The organism is Andreprevotia sp. IGB-42, assembly GCF_009848685.1.
In the GTDB taxonomy this organism is placed as follows: Bacteria; Pseudomonadota; Gammaproteobacteria; order Burkholderiales; family Chitinibacteraceae; genus Andreprevotia.
In genome coordinates this window covers 367169-389486 of the sequence record NZ_WXTX01000001.1, presented here as the reverse complement: position 1 = coordinate 389486, position 22318 = coordinate 367169, and the positions used below count along the sequence as shown (strand labels likewise).

At 59.8% G+C, this 22318-nt stretch carries 21 protein-coding genes and 1 tRNA gene; 12 read left to right on the top strand and 10 right to left on the bottom strand.

Translation table 11 applies throughout. The annotated features are described in order from the left end of the window. Positions 1-7 precede the first annotated feature (7 nt). From IGB42_RS01780 to IGB42_RS01770, 3 genes are all read right to left on the bottom strand, one after another. A complete protein-coding gene (locus IGB42_RS01780; RefSeq protein ID WP_159665722.1) occupies positions 8-352 on the bottom strand; it encodes an ArsC family reductase in 345 nt (114 codons plus the stop codon). 87 nt (positions 353-439) lie between these two features. Then, entirely contained in the window at positions 440-1609 is a 1170-nt protein-coding gene (locus IGB42_RS01775; protein WP_159665720.1) for a PilT/PilU family type 4a pilus ATPase, read from the bottom strand. Positions 1610-1627: 18 nt separating this feature from the next. Then, entirely contained in the window at positions 1628-3295 is a 1668-nt protein-coding gene (locus IGB42_RS01770; protein WP_159665718.1) for an AMP-binding protein, read from the bottom strand. Positions 3296-3501: 206 nt separating this feature from the next. Here IGB42_RS01770 and rimP point away from each other — a divergent pair, with 206 nt between their 5' ends. The 7 genes from rimP to pnp all read left to right on the top strand — a co-directional run bounded on the left by rimP (position 3502) and on the right by pnp (position 12492). Continuing rightward, on the top strand, positions 3502-3933 hold the full coding sequence (gene rimP, locus IGB42_RS01765) for a ribosome maturation factor RimP (RefSeq protein ID WP_159665716.1): 432 nt from the start codon (positions 3502-3504) through the stop codon (positions 3931-3933). Positions 3934-3980: 47 nt separating this feature from the next. Then, positions 3981-5453: a transcription termination factor NusA gene (nusA, locus tag IGB42_RS01760; protein WP_159665713.1), complete on the top strand. Its 1473-nt coding sequence runs from the start codon at positions 3981-3983 to the stop codon at positions 5451-5453. A 27-nt stretch (positions 5454-5480) separates the two neighbouring features. Beyond that, positions 5481-8246, top strand: coding sequence for a translation initiation factor IF-2 (gene infB, locus IGB42_RS01755; RefSeq protein WP_159665710.1), 2766 nt, complete (start codon positions 5481-5483; stop codon positions 8244-8246). A 169-nt stretch (positions 8247-8415) separates the two neighbouring features. Then, the gene (gene rbfA, locus IGB42_RS01750) at positions 8416-8793 is read left to right on the top strand and encodes a 30S ribosome-binding factor RbfA (RefSeq protein WP_159665707.1); all 378 of its coding nucleotides are present in this window, start codon (positions 8416-8418) and stop codon (positions 8791-8793) included. Then, the gene (gene truB / locus IGB42_RS01745; protein ID WP_159665704.1) at positions 8793-9707 is read left to right on the top strand and encodes a tRNA pseudouridine(55) synthase TruB; all 915 of its coding nucleotides are present in this window, start codon (positions 8793-8795) and stop codon (positions 9705-9707) included. The genes rbfA and truB overlap by 1 nt, the downstream gene beginning before the upstream one ends. Before the next feature lie 110 nt (positions 9708-9817). After that, complete coding sequence (rpsO, locus tag IGB42_RS01740) at positions 9818-10087, top strand: 30S ribosomal protein S15 (RefSeq protein ID WP_084089147.1); 270 nt, start codon at positions 9818-9820, stop codon at positions 10085-10087. A gap of 257 nt (positions 10088-10344) precedes the next feature. Continuing rightward, complete coding sequence (gene pnp / locus IGB42_RS01735; RefSeq protein WP_159665701.1) at positions 10345-12492, top strand: polyribonucleotide nucleotidyltransferase; 2148 nt, start codon at positions 10345-10347, stop codon at positions 12490-12492. Positions 12493-12843: 351 nt separating this feature from the next. Here pnp and IGB42_RS01730 read toward each other — a convergent pair whose 3' ends face one another. After that, complete coding sequence (locus tag IGB42_RS01730; protein WP_159665698.1) at positions 12844-13413, bottom strand: phasin family protein; 570 nt, start codon at positions 13411-13413, stop codon at positions 12844-12846. Between the two features lie 193 nt (positions 13414-13606). Between IGB42_RS01730 and phaR the strand changes: the two genes are divergently transcribed. Beyond that, positions 13607-14257 carry a polyhydroxyalkanoate synthesis repressor PhaR gene (gene phaR / locus IGB42_RS01725; RefSeq protein WP_159665695.1) on the top strand — a complete coding sequence of 217 codons (651 nt, stop codon included), beginning with the start codon at positions 13607-13609 and terminating at the stop codon, positions 14255-14257. 79 nt (positions 14258-14336) lie between these two features. Here the strand turns inward: phaR and IGB42_RS01720 are convergent, their stop codons facing one another. From IGB42_RS01720 to IGB42_RS01705, 4 genes are all read right to left on the bottom strand, one after another. Beyond that, a complete protein-coding gene (locus tag IGB42_RS01720) occupies positions 14337-14918 on the bottom strand; it encodes a lipocalin family protein (RefSeq protein WP_201799789.1) in 582 nt (193 codons plus the stop codon). A 255-nt stretch (positions 14919-15173) separates the two neighbouring features. Next, the gene (locus IGB42_RS01715; protein WP_159665692.1) at positions 15174-15599 is read right to left on the bottom strand and encodes a BLUF domain-containing protein; all 426 of its coding nucleotides are present in this window, start codon (positions 15597-15599) and stop codon (positions 15174-15176) included. Positions 15600-15602: 3 nt separating this feature from the next. Next, positions 15603-16316, bottom strand: a complete 714-nt coding sequence (gene folE, locus IGB42_RS01710; protein ID WP_159665689.1) for a GTP cyclohydrolase I — start codon at positions 16314-16316, stop codon at positions 15603-15605. A gap of 388 nt (positions 16317-16704) precedes the next feature. Next, entirely contained in the window at positions 16705-17229 is a 525-nt protein-coding gene (locus IGB42_RS01705; protein WP_159665686.1) for a hypothetical protein, read from the bottom strand. Between the two features lie 256 nt (positions 17230-17485). On the opposite strand from IGB42_RS01705, the gene IGB42_RS01700 reads away from it, so the two are divergent. Beyond that, complete coding sequence (locus IGB42_RS01700) at positions 17486-17758, top strand: hypothetical protein (protein ID WP_159665683.1); 273 nt, start codon at positions 17486-17488, stop codon at positions 17756-17758. On the opposite strand, the gene IGB42_RS01695 is transcribed toward IGB42_RS01700, so the two are convergent. Continuing rightward, on the bottom strand, positions 17755-18177 hold the full coding sequence (locus IGB42_RS01695) for a hypothetical protein (protein WP_159665680.1): 423 nt from the start codon (positions 18175-18177) through the stop codon (positions 17755-17757). The genes IGB42_RS01700 and IGB42_RS01695 overlap by 4 nt on opposite strands. Positions 18178-18429: 252 nt before the next feature. On the opposite strand from IGB42_RS01695, the gene rimO reads away from it, so the two are divergent. Both rimO and tcdA read left to right on the top strand, forming a co-directional pair. Next, a complete protein-coding gene (gene rimO / locus IGB42_RS01690) occupies positions 18430-19749 on the top strand; it encodes a 30S ribosomal protein S12 methylthiotransferase RimO (protein ID WP_255461403.1) in 1320 nt (439 codons plus the stop codon). Positions 19750-19768: 19 nt separating this feature from the next. Further along, positions 19769-20563 (top strand): tRNA cyclic N6-threonylcarbamoyladenosine(37) synthase TcdA, encoded by a 795-nt coding sequence (gene tcdA, locus IGB42_RS01685; RefSeq protein ID WP_236822460.1) that lies wholly within the window; start codon positions 19769-19771, stop codon positions 20561-20563. Between the two features lie 136 nt (positions 20564-20699). Here the strand turns inward: tcdA and IGB42_RS01680 are convergent, their stop codons facing one another. Beyond that, a complete protein-coding gene (locus IGB42_RS01680; protein ID WP_159665671.1) occupies positions 20700-21752 on the bottom strand; it encodes a DUF2007 domain-containing protein in 1053 nt (350 codons plus the stop codon). Between the two features lie 352 nt (positions 21753-22104). Between IGB42_RS01680 and IGB42_RS01675 the strand changes: the two genes are divergently transcribed. Next, positions 22105-22189: transfer RNA gene (locus IGB42_RS01675), tRNA-Leu, on the top strand. The last annotated feature ends 129 nt before the right edge of the window (positions 22190-22318 follow it).

Here is a 22318-nt window from a genome sequence, read left to right as displayed (position 1 = left end):
ACAGCCATTATTTCAGCAAAGCCTCGTAGCGTTCGGTAGAGAATCCCACGGAAATCGTACCATTGCTGTCAAGCACCGGGCGCTTGATTACAGATGGCTGGGCCATCATCAACGCAATGGCGCTGTCGGTATCGACCACGCCCGCCTTGGTGGCATCGTCCAGCTTGCGCCAGGTGGTGCCGGCCTTGTTGACGAGCTTTTCCCAGCCCACCTGCGCTGCCCAGCCGCCCAGTAGCTCGGACGTCACGCCCTGTTTCTTGAAATCGTGCCATTCGTAGCCGATATTGGCGTCCGCGAGCCAGCTGCGGGCTTTCTTGACGGTATCGCAGTTGGGTATGCCGTAAAGCTTCATGGGTGTCCTCGTTGCAAATGCAGCGGGCCGCGTCTGCGGCCCTGGCGGGGGGGCATCCTGCTGTCGGAAAGGCTGCGCCTTTCCGGCTCAATGCAGGTTGATGTCGAAATTGAGGTTGGCGTCTTCCACTACTTCCTGCCTGGGGGCAAGGATGGAATCGGCGTTCTTGGGGCGCACCGGGATCGGCGCATCTTCGCCCGCGTTGGCGTTATTGATCATCCACGACAGGTTGGTGGCCGAATCGGCGTTGTGCAGCGCTTCGTCCAGGTTGATTTCGCCCGCACTGTACAGCCGGAACAATGCTTGCTCGAAGGTGACCGAGCCATCGGTCAGCGATTGCTCCATCGCTTCCTTGATCTCGGACAGTTGCCCGTTGCGGATCAGTTCCGCCACGCGTGGCGTGTTCAGCATCACTTCCACTGCCGGTACCACGCGGCCATCGTCGGTTTTCACCAGCCGCTGCGAAATGATGGCCTTCAGCGAAGTCGACAAGTCGTACAGCAGCGATTCGCGCGCATCCTGCGGGAAGAAGTTCACGATACGGCTCATCGAGTGATAACTGTTGTTGGCGTGCAACGTCGACAGGCACAGGTGGCCGGCCTGCGCGTACTGCATCGCATGCAGCATGGTTTCGTGATCGCGGATTTCGCCGATCATCAGCACGTTGGGAGCCTCCCGCATCGCGTTCTTCAGTGCATCGCCGTAGGTCTTGGTATCGATACCCACCTCGCGCTGGTTGAACAGCGATTTCTTGTGCGGGTGCATGAATTCGATCGGGTCTTCCAGCGTGAGGATGTGCCCGGCGTGGTGCTCATTGCGGTAGTTGAGCATGGCCGCCATGGTCGAGCTCTTGCCCGAACCCGTGGCGCCCACCAGCAAGATGATGCCGTGCTTCTGCATCACCAGCTCCTGCAGCACCTCCGGCATGCGCAGCTCGGCAATCGATGGCGGATCGACGCGGATGTAGCGCGCCACCATGGCCACCGCGCCGCGCGCGCGGAACACGTTGATCCGGTAACGCCCCACGCTGGGTACCGAGATGGCGAAGTTCGATTCCAGCTCGCGCTCGAAATCCGCAATCTGCTGCGGGCTCATCAACTGGTACACCAGCTGCTGCACATGCTCCGCGTTCAGCACCTGGCTATTCACCGGCCGGCAGTTGCCGCCTATCTTGATGATGACCGGCGACTGTGCGGACAAGAACAGGTCGGATGCCTTGTGATCGGCCATCAGTTTGAAAAACGGCAACAGGTTCATGGCGATATTCTCTGGTTATTAGTGGGGCCTAAGTTCCCTGCGCAGGATTTTACCCACATTTGATTTGGGTAATTGGTCTCTGAACTCAACCAGCCGTGGCACCTTGTAATTGGTCAGGCGTTCGCGGGCAAAGGCAATCACGTCCTGTTCGGTCAGTTTGGGGTCTTTCTTCACGATGAACACCTTCACTGCCTCGCCGGATTTCTCGTCCGGCACGCCGATGCACGCCACTTCCAGTACGCCCGGATGCTCGGCCACCACGTCTTCCACCTCATTGGGGTACACGTTGAAGCCCGATACCAGCACCATGTCCTTCTTGCGGTCCGCGATGCGGAAGAAGCCGGTGGGCGACATCACCGCCACATCGCCGGTAGCCAGAAAGCCGTCGGCACCCAGTACCTTGGCGGTTTCATCCGGGCGCTGCCAGTAGCCCTTCATCACCTGCGGGCCCTTGATGAACAACTCGCCTGCGCTGCCGGCCGGCAGTACCTCGCCGCTGTCGCTGCGGATCTCCGCGTCGGTGCTGGGGATGGGCAGGCCGATCATGCCGTTGTATTCCTTCAGCGTCATCGGGTTGATCATCGCCGCTGGCGATGTTTCGGTCAGCCCGTAGGCTTCCACCAGCGGCACGCCGGTGATGTGTTTCCATTTGTCCGCCACCGCGTGCTGCACCGCCATGCCGCCGCCCAGCGCCAGCTTCCAGCGCTTGAAGTCCAGCTTCGCAAAGTCGGCGTTGTTGGTCAGCGCATTGAACAGCGTGTTCACACCGGTCATGCAGGTGACCGGGTACTTGCCGATCTCCTTCACGAAGCCGGCAATGTCACGCGGGTTGGTGATCAGCAGGTTGGTGGCGCCGATCTTGGTGAACACCATGCCGTTCGCGGTCAGCGAAAAGATATGGTACAGCGGCAGCGCGGTGATGATCATCTCGCGGCCTTCGTCCACCGCATCCTTGATCCACGCATGCGCCTGCTGCATGTTGGCGACGATATTGCCATGCGTGAGCATCGCGCCCTTGGCCACGCCGGTGGTGCCACCGGTGTATTGCAGGAAGGCGATGTCGTCGTGGGTGAGGGCAATCGGGGTCAGCTGCAGCTGCTCGCCACTGGCGATGGTGCTGTTGAAATTCACATGACCCGGCAGCACATACGCAGGGACCATCTTCTTGATGTACTTGACCGCTGCATTGATCAGCAAGCGCTTGGGGAAACCCAGCAGATCGCCGATCTCGGTGACGATCACGCGCTTGAGGCTGACTTTTTCTTCGGCCGTCACTTTTTCCAGCGTGTGCGCAAAGTTGGCGAGGATCACGATCGCTTCGGCACCGGCATCCTTCAACTGGTGGCCCAGCTCGCGCGGCGTGTACAGCGGGTTGACGTTCACCACCACCATGCCGGCTTTCAGCACGCCAAAGAGCGCGATCGGATACTGCAGCAGATTGGGCATCATCAGCGCCACGCGGGCGCCGCGCGCCAGCTTCAGATCGTGTTGCAGGTAGGCGGCAAATGCATTGGATAGCCGGTCCATCTCGGCATAGCTGATCGCGCGCCCCATGTTGATGAAGGCATCGCGATCGGGAAAGCGCTCGACGGTGCGCGCGATCACCTCGGGGATGGAGCCGAATTCATGCACATCCACTTGTTGCGGAATGCCCTCGGGGTAGCTCTCGAACCACGGTCGATCCATTGCACAGTCTCCTGGTAGTTAATCTGTAACTGTAGTGAGGTCAGCTACATCGCTCAAGCGGTGAGCGCCCCTAGTTTCGCCAAGTGGTTGTTTCTGTTAGAATCGGGGCTATTCCCTATAAAGCGGTATGAACAGGGGAGTCCTTTTTGAAATGGGCGCAGTTTTGCAGCCCATTTTTTGTTTGTGGCGTTTGTTGAAAGGAAAGTATGCCCAATCTGCAAGACGTGCTGGAGTCCACGCTGCCCGGTCTCGGCTACGAGCTGGTTGATCTGGAGTTGGCGCAAAACGGTTTGGTTCGGTTGTTTATCGATAAGCCGGGCGGCATCACCGTGGAAGACTGTGTGACGGTCAGTAACCATTTCACGCGTTTGTTCATGGTAGAGAATATCGCCTACGAACGCTTGGAAGTGTCGTCGCCGGGTCTGGATCGGCCGATCAGGAAACCGGAAGACTTTGCGCGTTTCGCAGGGCAGCTCGTCAAGGTGAAGCTGCGTTTGCCCCTGCCGGACAAGCGGAAACGATTTACAGGCACGCTGATCGGGCTGGAAGACGGTTCGGTCGTCGTGGATGCCGATGGCGAGCGCCTGGCGCTGCCGCTGGCACAGATAGACAAGGTGCGGCTCGAGCCGCAGTTTTGAATTTTAGAAAACGCGTTTGCGAGCTTTTGCTGAAGGTGTAGAAGACAATGAGCCGTGAAATCCTGTTGCTGGTCGATGCGCTGGCACGTGAGAAAAATGTAGAGAAAGACGTGGTGTTCACCGCGTTGGAAATGGCCCTCGCTTCGGCGACCAAGAAGCGTTACGAAGACGAAGTGGATATCCGCGTCGATATCGACCGTGATACCGGCGACTATCGTTCGTTCCGCGTCTGGACCGTAGTGGAAGACAACGACCACGAAGAACCCAGCCGCCAGATCGCCATCACCGATGCGCCGGACTACGACAAGGATCTGCAACTCGGGGAAACCTGGGAAGAAGAACTGGAGCCGATCGAATTCGGCCGTATCGGTGCGCAGACCGCCAAGCAGGTCATCCTGCAGAAGATCCGCGATGCCGAGCGTGAACAGAACCTGAATGATTTCCTGCAGCGCCGCGAGCACATCGTGTCGGGCAGCATCAAGCGTATCGAGCGTGGCAATGCCATCATCGAGATCGGCAAGCTCGAAGCCGTGCTGCCGCGCGACCAGATGATCCCGAAGGAAAACCTGCGCGTGGGCGACCGCGTGCGGGCATTCCTGCTGCGTATCGACCGCCTGGGCCGTGGCCCGATGCTGGTGCTGTCGCGTACCACGCCGGAATTCATGGCCAAGCTGTTCGAGCTGGAAGTGCCGGAAATCGAAAACGGCCTGATCGAGCTCAAGGGCGTGGCCCGTGATGCCGGCGCCCGCGCCAAGATCGCTGTCAAGTCGAACGACCAGCGCGTAGACCCGCAAGGCACCTGCATCGGCGTGCGCGGCACCCGCGTGAACGCGGTCACCAACGAGCTGGCCGGCGAGCGTGTCGACATCATTCTGTGGTCGCCGGATCCGGCGCAGTTCGTTATCGGCGCGCTGAGCCCGGCCGAAGTCAATTCCATCATCGTGGATGAAGACAACCACAGCATGGATGTGGTCGTTGATGAAGACAACCTGGCCATGGCCATCGGCCGTGGCGGCCAGAACGTGAAGCTCGCTGCCGAGCTGACCGGCTGGAAGCTCAACATCATGACCGTTGAGCAAGCTGAAGAGAAACACGAAGAAGAGTTCACCAAGATCCGCGAACTCTTCGTGCAAGCGTTGGATGTGGATGAAGACGTCGCCGACGTATTGGTGCAGGAAGGCTTCAATACGCTGGAAGAAGTGGCCTACGTGCCGCTGGCGGAAATGCTCGAGATCGAAGGTTTTGACGAAGATACCGTCAACGAATTGCGCTCGCGTGCCCGTGATGCCCTGCTGACGCAGGCGATCGTGCGCGAAGAAAAACTTGAGCACCAGGCTGAAGACTTGAAAAATCTCGAAGGCATGACAGCGGAAATTGCTGCCGCGCTGGCTGAGAAAGATATCCACACCCGCGACGAGTTGGCTGAACTCGCCGTGGACGAGCTGACCGAAATCACCAACATTGATGACGAGTCTGCCAAGCAACTGATTCTGAAGGCCCGCGAGCATTGGTTCGCGTAATTGCTCGTAGAGGGCTGGGAGAAATGCATGAGTGAACTAAACGTCAGTCGATTTGCCGCTGAGCTGAAAATGCCGCCGCAAGAACTGCTTGAGCAGTTGCGTGCGGCCGGTGTGGCCAAGCAAGGTGAATCGGACCCGGTGACTGCAGACGACAAGGCGCGTCTGCTCGATCACCTGAAACACAAGCATGGTGCTGCGGCCGACAAGCCGAAGATCACGCTGACACGCAAGCAGACGTCGGAAATCAAGAAGACCGATTCCACCGGCCGTGCCAAGACCATCACCGTTGAAACACGCAAGAAGCGCGTGCTGCCGGCCGAGGCGCCAGCAGAAATCGTGCGTGCTGCAGAGCCTGCAGTCGCGCCGGTGGCCTTGAGCGATGCCGAGCGTACCGCGCGTGATGCGGATGCCCAGCGCAGCAATGCGCTGCGTGAGCGCCAGGCGGCAGAAATGCGCGCCAAGCAGGAACAGCGTACTGCGCCGGCCAGGGAAGATGAAGCCGTTGCCGTTGCGCCGGTGGCTGAAGCTGTTGCTGCCGAGGTGGTTACCCCGGTCGCTGCTACGCCTGTCGCCACGCCGGCACCGGCTGCTGCTGCCAGCACCCCGGCAGCTGCTGCGCCGGTACCCACCCCTGCACCCGTTGCTGCACCGGCCCCGTCGCCAGTGCCTTCGGTCAGTGGTGATCGCCCGCGTATCGGCATGCGTGTAGAGCTGCGCAAGCCGAAGGAAACCCCGATGCACGCGCCGGAGCCGGTCAAGCCGGAACCGGTGGTGGCTGTTGCAAAGACTGCAGCGCCTGCCGCTGCGGCAACGCCGTCTTCCACCACTGCTGCCCCGAAGCCGGGCGACAAGAAGAAAGACGGCGACAAGCGCGGCAACTGGGAAGACACCCGCGGCAAGAAGGGCGGTGCCGGCCTCAAGACCCGCGGTGGCGACACCGGTACCGGTGGCTGGAAATCCAAGAAGGGCAGCGGCAAGCACAACAAGAGCACCGATAGCGACAACGCGCACGGTTTCCAGACCCCGACTGAAAAAATCGTGCATACCGTTGACGTACCGGAAACCATTTCCGTGTCCGATCTGGCGCACAAGATGGCCGTCAAGGGCGTGGAAGTCGTCAAGGCCCTGATGAAGATGGGCATGATGGTGACCATCAACCAGGTTCTGGACCAGGAAACGGCGATGATCGTCGTCGAAGAAATGGGCCATGCCCCGGTTGCCGCCAAGCTCGATGATCCGGATACCTATCTGGTTGACGAAGCCAAGGGCGAAGAACACCTGCAGGTTTCGCGTGCGCCGGTCGTTACCGTCATGGGTCACGTTGACCACGGCAAGACTTCGCTGCTGGACTACATCCGTCGTGCCAAGGTTGCCGCAGGCGAAGCCGGTGGCATTACCCAGCACATCGGTGCGTACCACGTGGAAACCGACAAGGGCATGATCACCTTCCTCGACACCCCGGGCCACGAGGCGTTTACCGCCATGCGTGCACGTGGTGCCAGCGCGACCGACATCGTGGTGCTGGTGGTGGCGGCTGACGATGGCGTGATGCCGCAAACGATCGAAGCGATCCACCACGCCAAGGCGGCCGGTGTACCCATCGTCGTTGCGGTCAACAAGATCGACAAGCAGGGTGCCAACGCCGAGCGTATCCGCCAGGAACTGGTGGCACAGGAAGTGGTGCCGGAAGACTGGGGTGGCGATACGCAGTTCGTTGAAGTCTCTGCCAAGCAGGGCACCAATATCGACGGTCTGCTCGACGCGATCCTGCTGCAGGCCGAAGTGCTGGAGCTGACCGCGCCGATCGATACCCCTGCCAAGGGCATCATCATCGAAGCCCGTCTGGACAAGGGCCGTGGTGCAGTGGCTTCCATGCTGGTGCAATCCGGTACCCTCAAGAAGGGCGACGTGGTGCTGGCCGGCAGCGTGTATGGCCGCGTGCGTGCCATGCTGGACGAAAACGGCAAGCAGATCAGCGAAGCCGGCCCGTCCATCCCGGTCGAAATCCTGGGCCTGTCCGAAGTACCGGCAGCCGGTGTCGACGTGATGGTGCTGGGCGACGAGAAGAAGGCGCGTGAAATTGCCCTGTTCCGTCAAGGCAAGTTCCGTGACGTGAAGTTTGCCAAGCAGCAGGCTTCCAAGCTGGAAAACATGTTCGCGGCGATGGCCGAGGGCGAAGTGCAGAACCTGCCCATCATCATCAAGAGCGATGTGCAGGGCTCGCTGGAAGCACTCAGCGGCAGTCTGCTCAAGCTTTCCACCAGCGAAGTGCGCGTGCAGATCCTGCACTCGGGCGTGGGCGGCATCTCGGAATCGGACATCAACCTGGCGCTGGCGTCCAAGGCGGTGGTGGTTGGCTTCAACGTGCGCGCCGATGCGGCCGCACGCAAGCTGGCCGAAGCCGAAGGCGTCGACATCCGTTACTACAACATCATCTATGACGTTGTGGACGATGTGCGCGCCGCACTGACCGGCATGCTGGCACCGGAAAAACGCGAACAGATCATCGGTCTCGTGGAAATCCGCCAGGTGTTCGTGGTGTCCAAGGTGGGTTCGATCGCCGGTTGTTACGTGCTCGACGGTACGGTCAAGCGTGGTGCGGGTGTACGCCTGCTGCGCAACCATGTCGTGGTGCACCAGGGCGAGCTGGAAACGCTCAAGCGTTTCAAGGACGACGTCAAGGAAGTCAAGGCTGGCTACGAGTGCGGTCTGCAGATCAAGAACTACAACGACATCCAGGAAGGCGATCAGCTCGAGGTCTTCGAGATCATCGAAGTGGCGCGTACGCTGTAAGAACCGGTCCACCGCCAGTCGCACCTCCCGGTGTGGCAGGTGGAACCCGTTCAGGCCGGTATTTCCGGGCTGTACACAGGCAAAGGCGGGCAACCGCCTTTTGCCTTTTCTGGCCGGCACGCAATGGCTTCGGCCGGGATGTTGCAATACACGTTAAAGAGGGCATGACATGGCCAAGAATTTCACCCGCTCCGACCGCATCGCCCAGCAATTGCAGCGCGATGTGGCCGAGCTGATCCGCGCGGAGCTGGATCACCCCAAGGCATCGCTGATCACCGTGACCGATGTGGAAGTCACGCGTGATTACTCGCACGCCAAGATTTTTTACACTTTCCTCGGCACGCCCGAGGATACGGTGGCCATCGGCGTCAAGCTGGAAAATGCCAAGGGCTTCCTGCGCAGCGCGCTGTCCAAGGGTTTCAAGTTGTTCAAGATGCCCGAGCTGCATTTCGTTTATGACCATTCGGTCGAAAACGGCATGCATCTGGATAACCTGATCCAGCAAGCGGTCAGCAGCCAGGCGCTGGACGACGAGGGCAATGCCTGATGGCCAAGCGCAAGATCGACGGCGTGATGCTGCTCGACAAACCGTTTGGCATTTCCAGCAACAATGCGCTACAGAAGGCGCGCTGGCTGCTGTCGGCTGAAAAAGCCGGCCATACCGGCGTGCTCGATCCGTTTGCCACCGGCCTGTTGCCGCTGTGCTTTGGCGAGGCCACCAAGTTTTCGCAGCGCATGCTGGATGCCGACAAGGGCTACCGTGCCACCATCCGCCTGGGCGAGGTGTCCAGTACGCTCGATGGCGAGGGCGAGATCACCCGCAGTGGCGATGTCGATTGCGATGAAGCCCGCCTGAAGGCAGTGCTGGCATCGTTCCTGGGCGCGTACGAGCAAATGCCGCCGATGCACTCGGCGCTGAAGTTCCAGGGCAAGGCGCTGTATGAATATGCACGCCAGGGCGTGGAGATCGAACGCCAGCTGCGCCAGATCACTTTCTATGAACTGGATCTCGTCAGCTTCGATGGCATCACACTGGTGGTCGATGTGCTGTGCTCCAAGGGCACTTACATCCGCGTGCTGGCCGATGACCTGGGCAAGGCGCTCGGTTGCGGCGCCTATCTGGCCGGCCTGATCCGAACCCGCACCGCAGGTTTCCGGCTGGAAGATGCGGTGCCGCTGGATGCGCTGATCGAAATGGACTTGCCGGCGCGTGAAGCCACGCTGCTGCCGGTGGACAGCCTTGTTACCGATCTGCCGCACCTGGCGCTCGATGCCGCGCAAACCGACCGCATCCTGCACGGCATGCCGATCGCGGATGGGCAGGGCTGGAATGCCGCCGAGAACATCCGCCTTTACGGCTACCCGATAAACACGGATAATGCGCGGTTCATCGGTTTGGGCGAAGTGGCATCCGATGGTGTGCTGCGGCCCAAACGACTGCTGGCCCATTTTCCTGAATAGGGAAGCGGGCAGGCGAGGGGAGTCAGTGCCGGTTTCGGCTGGCGTTGGCTCGACGAGTCCCTGTTGATCGACAGGCAAGGCTCATCAATCATCAAATCGGAGTTTCAGAAATGGCTGTTACCGTTGACCAGAAAGCTGGCATCGTCAAATCGTACCAACGCGCCGAAGGCGATACCGGTTCCCCGGAAGTGCAAGTTGCACTGCTGACCGCCCGTATCAATGACCTGACCCCCCACTTCAAGGCTAACGCCAAGGATCACCACTCGCGTCGTGGTCTGCTGAAGATGGTGTCGCGTCGTCGTCGCCTGCTGGATTACCTCAAGCGCACCAACGCCGACAGCTACCGCGATCTGATCGCCAAGCTGGGCCTGCGCAAGTAAGGCAGCTATCAAGAGAGTCGCAGTCACCGTACTGCGACTTTTTTGTTTTCAGGCCGTCCGGTCTGAAAAGCGGGTTTTGCGGTGATCTCCCCGTTCCGGCAAAAACCTGCACCATGATTTTTCCCGGCCCCAGCCCAAACAGGCTTCGGCGGCAGGTCCGGGTTGTTGTGCCGAAGCCGGCGACGTGGCCGCGTCGTAATGATTGCATTCATATCCCTTCGCACTCTTGGCACCGGGTGCACGCAAAGGAAACTCTAGTGTTCAATAAAATCTCGAAATCGTTCCAGTACGGCAAGCACACCGTAACGCTGGAAACGGGCGAAATCGCCCGTCAGGCCTCCGGTGCCGTCGTCGTGTCGATGGACGACACCGTCGTGCTGGTAACCGTTGTTGCCGCCAAGGGCGTGAAGCCTGGCCAGGATTTCTTCCCGCTCACGGTTGATTACCAAGAGCGGACTTACGCTGCCGGTAAAATCCCCGGTGGCTTCTTCAAGCGTGAAGGCCGTCCGTCCGAGAAGGAAATTCTCACCAGCCGCCTGATCGATCGCCCGATCCGCCCGCTGTTCCCGGAAGGCTTCTTCAACGAAATCCAGATCATCGCTACCGTACTCAGCCTTGATCCGCAAATCGATTCCGATATCCCTGCCATGATCGGCGCCTCTGCTGCGCTGTCGATCGCTGGCGTGCCGTTCTCCGGCCCGATCGGCGCTGCCCGCGTCGGTTACGCCAACGGCCAGTACCTGCTGAACCCGTCCAAGGATGAGCTGAAGACCAGCCAGCTGGACCTCGTGGTTGCCGGTACCGAAAAGGCTGTACTGATGGTCGAATCCGAAGCACAAGAGCTGTCGGAAGAAATCATGCTGGGCGCCGTGGTGTTCGGTCACGACGAACTGCAGAAAGTCATCAGCGCCATCAACGAACTCGCCGACGAAGTGAACCCGGAGCTGTTCGACTGGGCCGAGCCGACCCGCGATGAAGCGCTGGAAGCACAGATTGCCGGTATCTCGGGTGATGATATCGCCCAGGCATTCCGCATTCCGCAAAAGCAGGCACGCACCGTCAAGATCAATGAAGCCTGGGCCAAGGTCAAGGCAGCACTGATCACCGAAGAAACCGATACGCTGACCGCCAACAAGATCCGTGGCATCTTCCATGACATGGAAGCCAAGATCGTGCGTAACCAGATCCTAGACGGGTTCCCGCGTATCGACGGCCGCGACACCCGCACCGTGCGCCCGATCAAGATCCGTACCGGCGTGCTGCCGCGCACGCACGGTTCGTCCTTGTTCACCCGTGGTGAAACACAGGGCCTGGTGGTGGCCACCCTCGGCACCAAGCTGGACGAACAGAAGATCGATGCACTGGCCGGCGAATACACCGACCGCTTCATGCTGCATTACAACTTCCCGCCGTACTCCACCGGTGAAACTGGCCGCGTTGGTACGCCGAAGCGCCGCGAAATCGGCCACGGCCGTCTGGCCAAGCGCGCACTGATCGCCGTGCTGCCCAGCCAGGAAGACTTTGCGTACTCGATGCGCGTGGTTTCCGAAATCACCGAATCCAACGGCTCGTCGTCGATGGCATCGGTGTGTGGTGGCTGCCTGGCACTGCTGGATGCCGGCGTGCCGCTGAAGAACCACGTGGCGGGTATCGCCATGGGCCTGATCAAGGAAGGCAACCGCTTTGCGGTGCTGACCGACATCTTGGGTGACGAAGATCACCTGGGTGACATGGACTTCAAGGTGGCCGGTACCGATGGTGGTATCACCGCACTGCAGATGGACATCAAGATCGACGGCATCACCAAGGAAATCATGAAGGTTGCGCTGGACCAGGCCAAGTCGGGCCGTCTGCACATCCTGGAAATCATGAAATCCGAAGTGGCTGGCGCTTCCACCGAAGTGTCGCAACACGCGCCGCGCCTCTACACCATGAAGATCAACCCGGAGAAAATCCGTGACGTGATCGGCAAGGGTGGTTCGGTGATCCGCGCGCTGACCGAAGAAACCGGCACGCAGATCGACATCCAGGAAGATGGCACCATCACCATCGCTTCGGTTTCGTCCGAAGGTGCTGATGAAGCCAAGCGCCGCATCAGCGAGATCACTGCCGAAGTCGAAATCGGCAAGATCTACGAAGGCCCGGTCGTCAAGATTCTGGACAACAACGTCGGCGCCATCGTCTCGATCATGCCGGGCCGTGACGGCCTGGTACACATCAGCCAGATCGCCAACGAGCGCATCAAGAACGTCAGCGACTACCTGAAGGAAGGCCAGGTTGTACGCGTGAAGGCACTGGAACAAGACGAAAAGGGCCGCGTGCGCCTGTCGATCAAGGCCGTGCTGAACGACGAAGCGCCTGCTGCTGCTCCGGTTGAAGCTGCACCGGTGGCTGATGCCGAGTAAGTAGTACAGTCTGCAGCCAGCGGCTTGCCGCTGGCCTGGCTGGATGCTGCAGTGATGCAGGTATCAACAAAACCGCTCCATCTGCATAGATCGGGCGGTTTTTTCATGCTTTATCTACAGCGCGGGATCGGCCCCAGTGCTTGCCAGGCGTCCTTCCTTCATGCTTGCCGGCCTGCAGGTTTTGGTAGATTTTCGCAGGCAGGAAAAGCCTTGCTGCGGAATTTATTGATGTGCGTCCCGCAGCGTTTTGCCGTGTCGCGTGCGTTGTCAAACGGGGCTTGGCCGGTCCAGTGACTGGCCCAATAAAAAAGGGGAGCCCGCAGGCTCCCCTTTTTACAACACTACAAACGCTCAGGCAGCAGCTGCAGTCTTCTTGGCAGCAGCCTTCACTGCGTCGCTGGTGGCGGTGGAAGCCGCCTTCACCGATGCATCTGCAAAGTCGGCAACCTGCTTGGCAGCCTTGGTCAGGCTGTCCACGGCGGCGGCAGTGGCCTGCACGGTGGACTTCACGGCGGCAACGGCCACATCGGCGCCGGCCGGTGCGGTTTTCACGAAGCGGTCGAGGCCGGCAACCACGTTGCGGTTGAACGCGGTGGTGCGCTCTTCAACCAGTTGCGACAGCGCGGCTTGGGCTTGCGAAGCGATTTCGTACACGTGGCGCGAGTACACGCTGGCTTGATCTACGCCGGTTTCGGTCAGTTTGCTGCGCAGCGCCAAAGCTTCCTGCGGATCGCGCACGGCGGCCAGTGTCTGGGCGGCGCGGGCAGATTCTTCCAGTGTGGTCTTGGCGGTTTCGAGTTGCAGCTTGACGAGGCGCTCGGCGGAATCAAGGCCGATGCGGGCGAAGCGCAGGTAGGTTTCAACGTTTTCGGTAGCGAAATCGGTGAATTGCTGTTGGGCTTGTTGCTGGATTTGCGACATGACAGTTCTCCTGAACGATGGTGGGCTCGGCATGGAACAGTGCCGATGTTGCTTTGCACAATACGACTCCATTGTGGAAAGTCCTTATCCTTTCGTCAAGCTGTTTTTGTTGCGTTGCAGCATGTGCTGTTGCATCCCCGACGAACGGCGGCTATCGTGCAGAGGTTGAAACCGTGTTTGCAAAGGTCGTGGCATGAGCGCCGAAAAAAGAGTGATCAAGAAATACCCTAACCGTCGGCTCTACGACACCGCCACTTCCTGTTACATCACGCTGGCAGACGTGAAGCAGCTGGTGCTGGAAAACATCGATCTACAGGTGTCGGATGCCAAGAGTGGCGAGGACATCACGCGCAGCGTGCTGCTGCAGATCATCATGGAAGAAGAGGCGGGCGGCATGCCGCTGTTCTCGTATGAGGTGCTCACGCAGATCATCCGCTTCTATGGCAATGCCATGCAGGGCCTGATGGGCAACTATCTGGAAAAGAACCTGCAACTGTTCGGAGAAATGCAGGGCCGTCTGCAGGACCAGGCCAAGCACGCAATGAATGGCGAGAACCCGATGCTGGGCAATGCCAACCTGTGGGGCGAGTTCATGAAATTCCAGGGCCCGGCGTTGCAGAGCATGATGGGCAATTACCTGGAAAGCAGTACCAACCTGTTCGTGGACATGCAGCAACAGTTGCAGGATCGCGCCAAGCACCTGTTTACCGGATTCGGCATGCCGGGCTATGCCAAGCCGGCCGAACCGCAGCCGGGCGAGCCGCAACCGTCCACGCCGCCTACCGCCGTGCCCGAGCCTGCACCGGCAGCGCCCAAGGCGGCACCCCGCAAGCGCAGCACCTGAGCTGCAGCAGTGCCGGTCCATCTGGGCCGGCCATAGCAAAAGGGCATGCCCACGCATGCCCTTTTGCTTGTGCGCTGCGTCACTTCGGGCCGTGGCCCGGCGCGTAAATCAGTTTGTCCAGATTGAAGCCTTGCGCGCGGGCAATCGACAATGCCTGCTGCAGATCGGCATCCGACAGATCCGGTTTGCGTGCCAGCACCCACAGGTAATCACGCGATGGCGCACCCACCAGTGCCCAGCGGTAGTCGTCCGCCAGCCCCAACACCCAGTAGTCGCCACTGAAGGGCCAGAAGAAGGTTACATCCAGCTTGGCGTTCTGGCTGCCCGGAATCACCTTGGCAACGCCACGGCTTTCATCCATGCCTTTTTCGGTACGGCAGCGGTTGATGACCTCGACTTTGCCATCGGGCCGCAGGTTGTAGTTGGCGGTCACCTGATCCAGGCAGTTGCGTTCCCAGAACATCGGCAAGCGGACGATTTCATGCCACTGGCCCAGATAGCGCGGCAGCTCGACGGCTGGCACGGTCTGCACCGGTGCCTGATCGGCTGCGTGTGTACAGATAGGCAGCGCAAGCAGGCCGGCCAGCAGGCCACCCAGCAAGCGGGTACGTGATGTGCTTGGCGTGATGCGCGTGCGGGCAACAGGCATGGTGTTTTGCATGGCAACTCCCGATGTGTGCGATCGGTCCATGCTATTGATCGACGCGGGCGCCGGGTAGTGGCGGCACGGCAGTAGCGTGTGTCGGCATTTGCTGACGCTGTGCGGCGTTGCACCGCTACGCCGGCGGGTAGGGCGCACCCAGCTCACGGCAGCGCCGCAGATGGCTACAGCGTGGCGCTATCGGCCATTGCGGCCTGCTCCTTGTGGGGAAAAGGAGGGGGGGCGGCACCCGCCGTCAACGCGGGCGTGCCGGTATCAATCGCGGGTAACGAACGATGCCGAAGCCACCAGCTCCTGCACCAGGCAGGCCACCGCCTTGCCGGACATGCTGTACGGATCGAACACCGGGTTGGCCGAGTACTTCAGCAGTAGCGAGAGGTTGACCCGGTCCAGCTTGCCGCGCCCCATGCTCCAGTTGGCATACTGGCGACAGTCGATTTCGCTCAGGTCCAGCAGCGTGACATCGGTATGGCGCTCATCGTGGATCAATTGGCCATACAGCTGATTCACCTGCTGGCGGCCGCCTTCCAGCACCTGCAGGAAGGTCTCGTTGCCATACGCCAGGATACCGGTAATGCCGTTATCCGGGTTGTGCTTGCGTGCGGCAAGCAGGATGCCATTGATGGTTTCGGTGGTAATCGGCGCTTTGGCGCGGCTAGCGTAAATCAGGCGGACCAGCATTCATCATCCTCGCTTGGGCATCAGCGCAAGAAACTCGCGCCGCAAAGTGGCATCACGCAGGAAAGACCCGCGCATCACGCTATTGGTCATTCTGGCATCAGTATCTTTCACGCCGCGCCAGTGCATGCAGAAATGATCTGCTTCCATCACGATGGCCAAGCCATCGGGCTGCAGGCGATCCTGCAGCAGGTCGGCTACCTGCGATACCGCTTCTTCCTGGATTTGCGGGCGGTTCATGATCCATTCGATCAGCCGCGCATACTTGGAAAGGCCGATCAGGTTGGAGTGCTCGTTCGGCATCACGCCTACCCATACACGGCCCATGATAGGGCACAGGTGGTGCGAGCACGCGCTGCGCACGGTGATGGGGCCCACGATCATCAGCTCGTTCAGGCGCTCGATGTTCGGAAACTCGGTCACCGGCGGCATCGCCTGGTAGCGGCCGCGGAATACTTCCTGGATAAACATCTTGGCCACGCGCTTGGCGGTGTCCTGCGTGTTGTGATCGCTGGCGGTATCGATCACCAGGCTTTCCAGCACGCCCTGCATTTTCAGCTGCACTTCGGCCTGCAATTCGGCCAGCTCGCCTTCCTCGATGAAGGCGGCAATATTGTCGTTGGCGTGGTAGCGCGCGCCTGCCGCCTGGATGCGGCTGCGGATGCGCTCGGACAGCGCCACGGGGCGGATGGAATCCGGGTTGATACTGGGTCTGGACATAATGGGCCTTGTCGGAGGCGCGCTGCAGCGCCCCTTCAGGCCATGGCGGCGCGCCGTATTACCAAGGGATGAATTATCCCGCCGATTGCGGCCCCGCGCCATGAAATATGCGCGTGCCCAACCATCGCGCCGTGTGCATAACGCGCCGCGTATTCGTGCATTGGTGGTGATCGCCGCCAAAGCGGCGGGAGTGGTGAAGGAGATCGATGAAGGCTGCAACGCTGTATCAGGCACAGGCCATCTGCCTCAGGTAGAGAAGCGGGAAGGTCGCTTGCACAATGCCGGCTGGCCGATACGGCAAAGCGCCGGGCGCCACCAGCAGGCGGGGCCCGGCGCGGACAGGGCGATCGCTGCAATGCAGGCAGCGGGTGCCCTATCTGACCGTAGCTCAATGCAGGCCGTAGTAGCGCTGGCCGACACGATCCCACGCTGCGCGGGATGCGGCACGGCTGTTTTCCCAATCGAGTTCCGAATCGCCACGGTTGCGTTCGTAGTCGGTGCGCAGCTCGTTTTCCGCATCTTCAAAAGTGCGGTCCTCGTAGCGGGTGCGGCCTTCGTAGCCGGTTACATAGGCACCGCGGTAGGCATCGTAATCCAGGCCTTGCGTGGCATAAGGTTGGCCGGCATGGTTGGCGCGCCAGTAGGCATCTTCTTCGCTTGGGTTGAAGCGCTCGGCGGCAGCCTTCCCAGCCAGGCCGCCCACCACGGCACCTACTGCTGCACCCACCGCCAAGCCGGCCGGGCCGCCGGCAGCACCGATTGCGGCACCTGCTGCCGCTGCCGCGCCGATGCCTGCGGCACCACCCACTGCCGCACCGGCAGCGGTACCGGCCGGATGGAATTCAGCTGCGCCGGTGATCGGGTCCTGATTGTCGCGGTCTTTTTTCACTTCGAAGCGTTGTTGCTGGCTCATGGCGATCTCCTTGGCTGGGTATGGGCCACGCTTGCCAATCGGCAGGCGCAGCCACTGAGACGGATGCTATGCCGATGAAAATCTGCCGCTGTCGGACAACGGTGCGGTTTGTGGCGGGATATTCAATCCGCCCGCGTAGGCGAGCCCGGCCCTACAGCGCCAGCGCGCTTTTCCCACAGCGCAATCTGGCTGCCGCCGCTACGCAGCCAACGTCCAAAGCGGCAAGGTGGCCACATGCATTACAGGAGGACAAGCCATGCTGGATATGCACGAGAGCAAATTGCAGATCAGGGTGGAATACATCCGTAACGGCATGCCGGGCCATCGCGATACCGAAATCGCCGCCGGTTACAGCAAACCCGAGCAGGCCATGCAGGTGCTACTGGGCACCTACGCCACGCTGCAATCGCGCGATAGCGTGGATACCCACGGCAGCAACGTGCGCGAGTTGGCGGGCGAACTGGGCTTCAGCTGCTTTGCCTATGTGGCGAAAGCAGGGAATAGAGTTGAAACAGTAGTTGTGGTTTAACTTTTATCGGTTTGATCGGAATTAAAGGTATCCAATCCGAACGTGGTATTTGGAAGGTATGTTCCAGTTCCCTGAATAGCTTCGATACGCCAGAAGATGCGATCCAAGACATTTGCTTGCTCTTCTGGCGTAGACACTTCAAAGCGCGGCCAAAACCCAGTAACAAAGCGTCCACTTGCTCCCGCGAATCCGTCTGCTATTGGATAACGAATGGTCAGAGATGTATCGTTTTCTCTTGTGCCTTCATGCCAAAATAGTTCCGTATCATCGTAACTTTGAATGAATTCCGCAAAACGATGCTTTACTTGATGTTGCAGTAAGTGCGACGGCATACTCATTACGGCCCCTTGATTTTTTGTGATCAATAAGAATCGAGTGCTAGCTTGTTTAATTCTAGCATTGTGGTAATGCGAATACATGACCGTTTATCCGTATTTTATGCATGAGCGTATTTTATTGGTGCTGTTTATAAATGGAATTTTTTAATGCAAGGTTTTGCGAAATTCTATATGGCTTACAGTTGGGGAGCGAAGGTAAGGCCTTTTCATCTATCACTTAGTTGGCTTGTCACGCGTATGGCATGTGATGTGGTGGTTCGGCAGACCGCCGGAAGGCCAAAGTGCGCTAAATCACTGTATACTGACGGGTTTTCCATGGCAGAGAGCTTAGCCGTGAACAAGATTCCCCGTATCGGTATGGTCAGCCTGGGTTGCCCCAAGGCGCTGGTCGATTCCGAACAAATCATTACCCAGCTGCGTGCCGAGGGCTACGAGATTTCGCCGTCCTATGGCGATGCCGACCTGGTGGTGGTCAACACCTGTGGCTTCATCGATTCAGCAGTGCAGGAATCGCTGGATGCGATTGGCGAGGCGCTGGCCGAAAACGGCAAGGTGATCGTCACCGGTTGCCTGGGTGCCAAGAAAGACGGCGACATGATCCGCGAAGTGCACCCCAAGGTGCTGGCGGTGACTGGTGCGCATGCGCGCGATGAAGTACTCAACCATGTGCACCTGCACCTGCCCAAGCCGCATGATCCCTTCACCGATCTGGTGCCGCCTGCCGGCATCAAGCTCACCCCCAAGCACTACGCGTACCTGAAGATTTCCGAAGGCTGCAATCATCGCTGCACGTTCTGCATCATTCCGAGCATGCGCGGCGATCTGGTCAGTCGGCCGATCCATGACGTGCTGAAGGAAGCGGAAAACCTCGCCAAATCAGGCGTGAAGGAACTGCTGATCATCTCGCAGGATACCTCCGCCTACGGTGTAGATGTGAAGTACAAGACCGGCTTCCACAACGGCCGTCCGGTCAAAACCCGCATGACCGAGCTGTGCGAGGAACTGGGCAAGCTGGGCATCTGGGCACGCCTGCACTATGTGTACCCGTACCCGCACGTGGACGAAGTGATTCCGCTGATGGCCGAGGGCAAGATCGTGCCCTACCTGGATATCCCGTTCCAGCATGCCAATCAGCGCATCCTCAAGCTGATGAAACGGCCGGCCAACAGCGCCAACGTGCTCGAGCGCATCAAGAAATGGCGCGAGACCTGTCCGGAGCTGGTGATCCGTTCGACCTTCATCGTCGGTTTCCCTGGCGAAACCGAGGCAGAGTTCGAGGAATTGCTGGCGTTCCTGGATGAGGCGCAGCTCGATCGCGTGGGCTGTTTTACCTATTCGCCTGTCGATGGCGCGACCGCCAACGATTTGCCCGACCATGTGCCGGAAGACATTGCCGAAGACCGCAAGCGCCGCTTCATGGAAAAGCAGGCGGCCATTTCCGCAGCGCGGCTGCAGGCGCGCATCGGCCGCGAGTACAAGGTGCTGGTTGACGAGATCGACGACGAAGGCGCAGTGGCACGTACTTATGCCGATGCACCGGAAATCGACGGCCTGGTCTATTTTGATCCCAAGCCGGGCGTGCAGCCGGGCGATTTTGTGACCGTGCGCATCACCGATGCGGACGAGCACGACCTCTGGGCGGAACAGCTCTGATGGCTGCAGGCCGGGTGGAATGAGCATGGAACAATCCTACGAGCGCCGCTTCGGCGGCATCGCCCGGCTGTATGGCCGCCCTGCGCTGGATACCTTCCAGCGTGCACACGTGTGCGTGATCGGGGTAGGGGGCGTGGGCTCGTGGGCGGCAGAGGCGCTGGCGCGCTCGGGCATCGGCAAGATCACGCTGATCGATCTGGATGACGTGTGCGTATCCAATACCAACCGCCAGTTGCCGGCCATGATCGGCAACTATGGCCGCATGAAGGTGGCGGTGCTCAAATCGCGCATCCTGGCCATCAATCCGGAATGCGAAGTCCACGCCATCGAGGATTTCGTGGTGGCCGAAAACCTGGATGACTATCTGGGGCGCGGCTTCGATTACGTGATCGATGCCATCGACAGCGTCAAGATCAAGGCGGCCATCATTGCCTGGTGCCGCCGCCACAAGGTGAAGCTCATCGTCACCGGCGGCGCTGGCGGGCAGACCGATCCCACGCAGATCAAGGTGGATGACCTGACCCGCACCATCCAGGATCCGCTGGCATCCAAGGTGCGCGCGTTGTTGCGGCGCGAGTATGGCTTTCCCAAGGGTGACAAGAAGTTCGGCATCGAGTGCGTCTACTCGACCGAGCCGCTGGTGTATCCGCAGCCCGATGGCTCGGTGTGCGCGCAGAAGCCGCCGCATATGGGCCAGGAAGGCGAAGCGGCGGTACGCCTTGATTGCGAAGGCGGTTTCGGTGCCAGCATCGCGGTGACCGGCAGCTTCGGCTTTGCCGCGGTGGCACGGGTGCTGCGCAAACTGGCGGGGTGAAATACTGATGGGCAGCGTCTTGTACCCGCTTCGCTGCATCATGAAAATCATTGCGAGCCACCCGCTTGAAAGGTAGCTCGCTACTGATTTGCCAGGCATATGCTTGCGTGCAGGACGATGTGGGCCCGTCCAACGATCAGCTGGCGAAATTGCAGTTGGCTTTGGTGATCTGATATTCCCCGAGTAGCGTTTTATCCGGGTCAACAATGCGTGTTTCCAGAGTCATGCCTTGTAGAAATAGATCGTGCATTTTGGGGTCATGACATGTTTTCCAGGTATTGATATGTATTACGGCTGCCAGCGATTCTTCGGTGACCTGTGCGTTCTGCACTTCCACAACAAGGATCAGTTTTTCTCCTTCTGCACGCGCTTCAACCTTGCTGGTTATACCATCCGCCCTGACAGCACGCTGCGCATTAGCCTGTTGCGCCAGATCGGCCACTCGCTGTTCCAGCGGAATGCCATGCTGCAACACAAAATATGCCCCAAGCCAGAAACTGATGGCTGCAATGATGCCCAGCCACGCTGCGAGCCACATCGGCCTGCGTGGATAAGGCCAGCGCAACAGGAGTTGTGATTGCCGACGGCCCTGTAGCAAATACCAGATGATCAGCATCGGGCCGAAAACCAGCATCCCGAGCGCGATCAGGACATTCAGATCGCGTGCAACGCCCAGCGCATATCCTGTTGCTGATAGCGCGAGGGCTGCCGAAGACAGTAGCCAATAGAGTGCCTTGCGTGCTTCGCGGGACTGGTCGAGTTTTTTCCAGTTCTGGTAATGCAACAGCATCGGCAGCCAAGGGCCGGAGGTGATCCAGCCCAATGCCCATGCCCAATCCGGGTGCCATAGCGGCGGCATCGGGTCCATCGGCGCAACCGGTGCGGTATCGGTATCTGCTGTTTCGGTATCAATCAGTTCGCCCGCTGCCATGCTGGCCAGTAGTGCTTCTGCTTCAGCAAGCCGGTCTGCGGGTACTTCCAGCCTCAAACCACCTACTGCCGTCGACAGCAAAGGGTTGGCCTGCACGATATAGGCATCGCTCAGACGAACGGGGATTCCGTTGCTCTCCAGTAGCCCCCGGATAATTGCCGCGTCCGGTAGCGTATCGAAATGACGCAGGGTGACCAGTGTGACGGGGTCCGGGGGTGGGCAATCTAGTGGCGTTGTGTCGGTCGTTGCAGGGGCCATGGTCGATCAGTCAATGAGAAATATCCATCCATCATACCGAAGTAGCGCAAGGCGATCCCCGCAATGGTCACGACCGGGTTCCCGGATGTTGGCAGGTTTCATGTCAGCAACCCTGGGCTGCCGTTCGCGGTGATCGTCATTGCCGCTGCCGGGGGTATGGCGAGGCATCGGAATCCGGGGGGGGGGGGTCAGAGGCGGTGTCTGGCCAAGCAGGAACCACCGTCAGTCGCCACAAATGACGTTCATCAGTCCATGGCGCGCATGCGGGTTTGTGATCTAGACCGGGTTTGCCTATAATCCCCGTTTTCCCAAGTCAGATAGTCGTTTCGGTGACTTGGCGATAGCAAGGTTTGCGAGCGTGGCGGAATTGGTAGACGCACTGGATTTAGGTTCCAGCGCCGTAAGGCGTGAGAGTTCGAGTCTCTCCGCTCGCACCAGCATCAAGATTGCAACATGCTGCTTCGGCCGGCATGTCCCGCCTGGGTGCTATCGTCGCACCGACTTCTATTGACCACGTTTTCATCCATCCCGTCACGCGAGACGGCCGGACAAGTCAAGGAACGAAC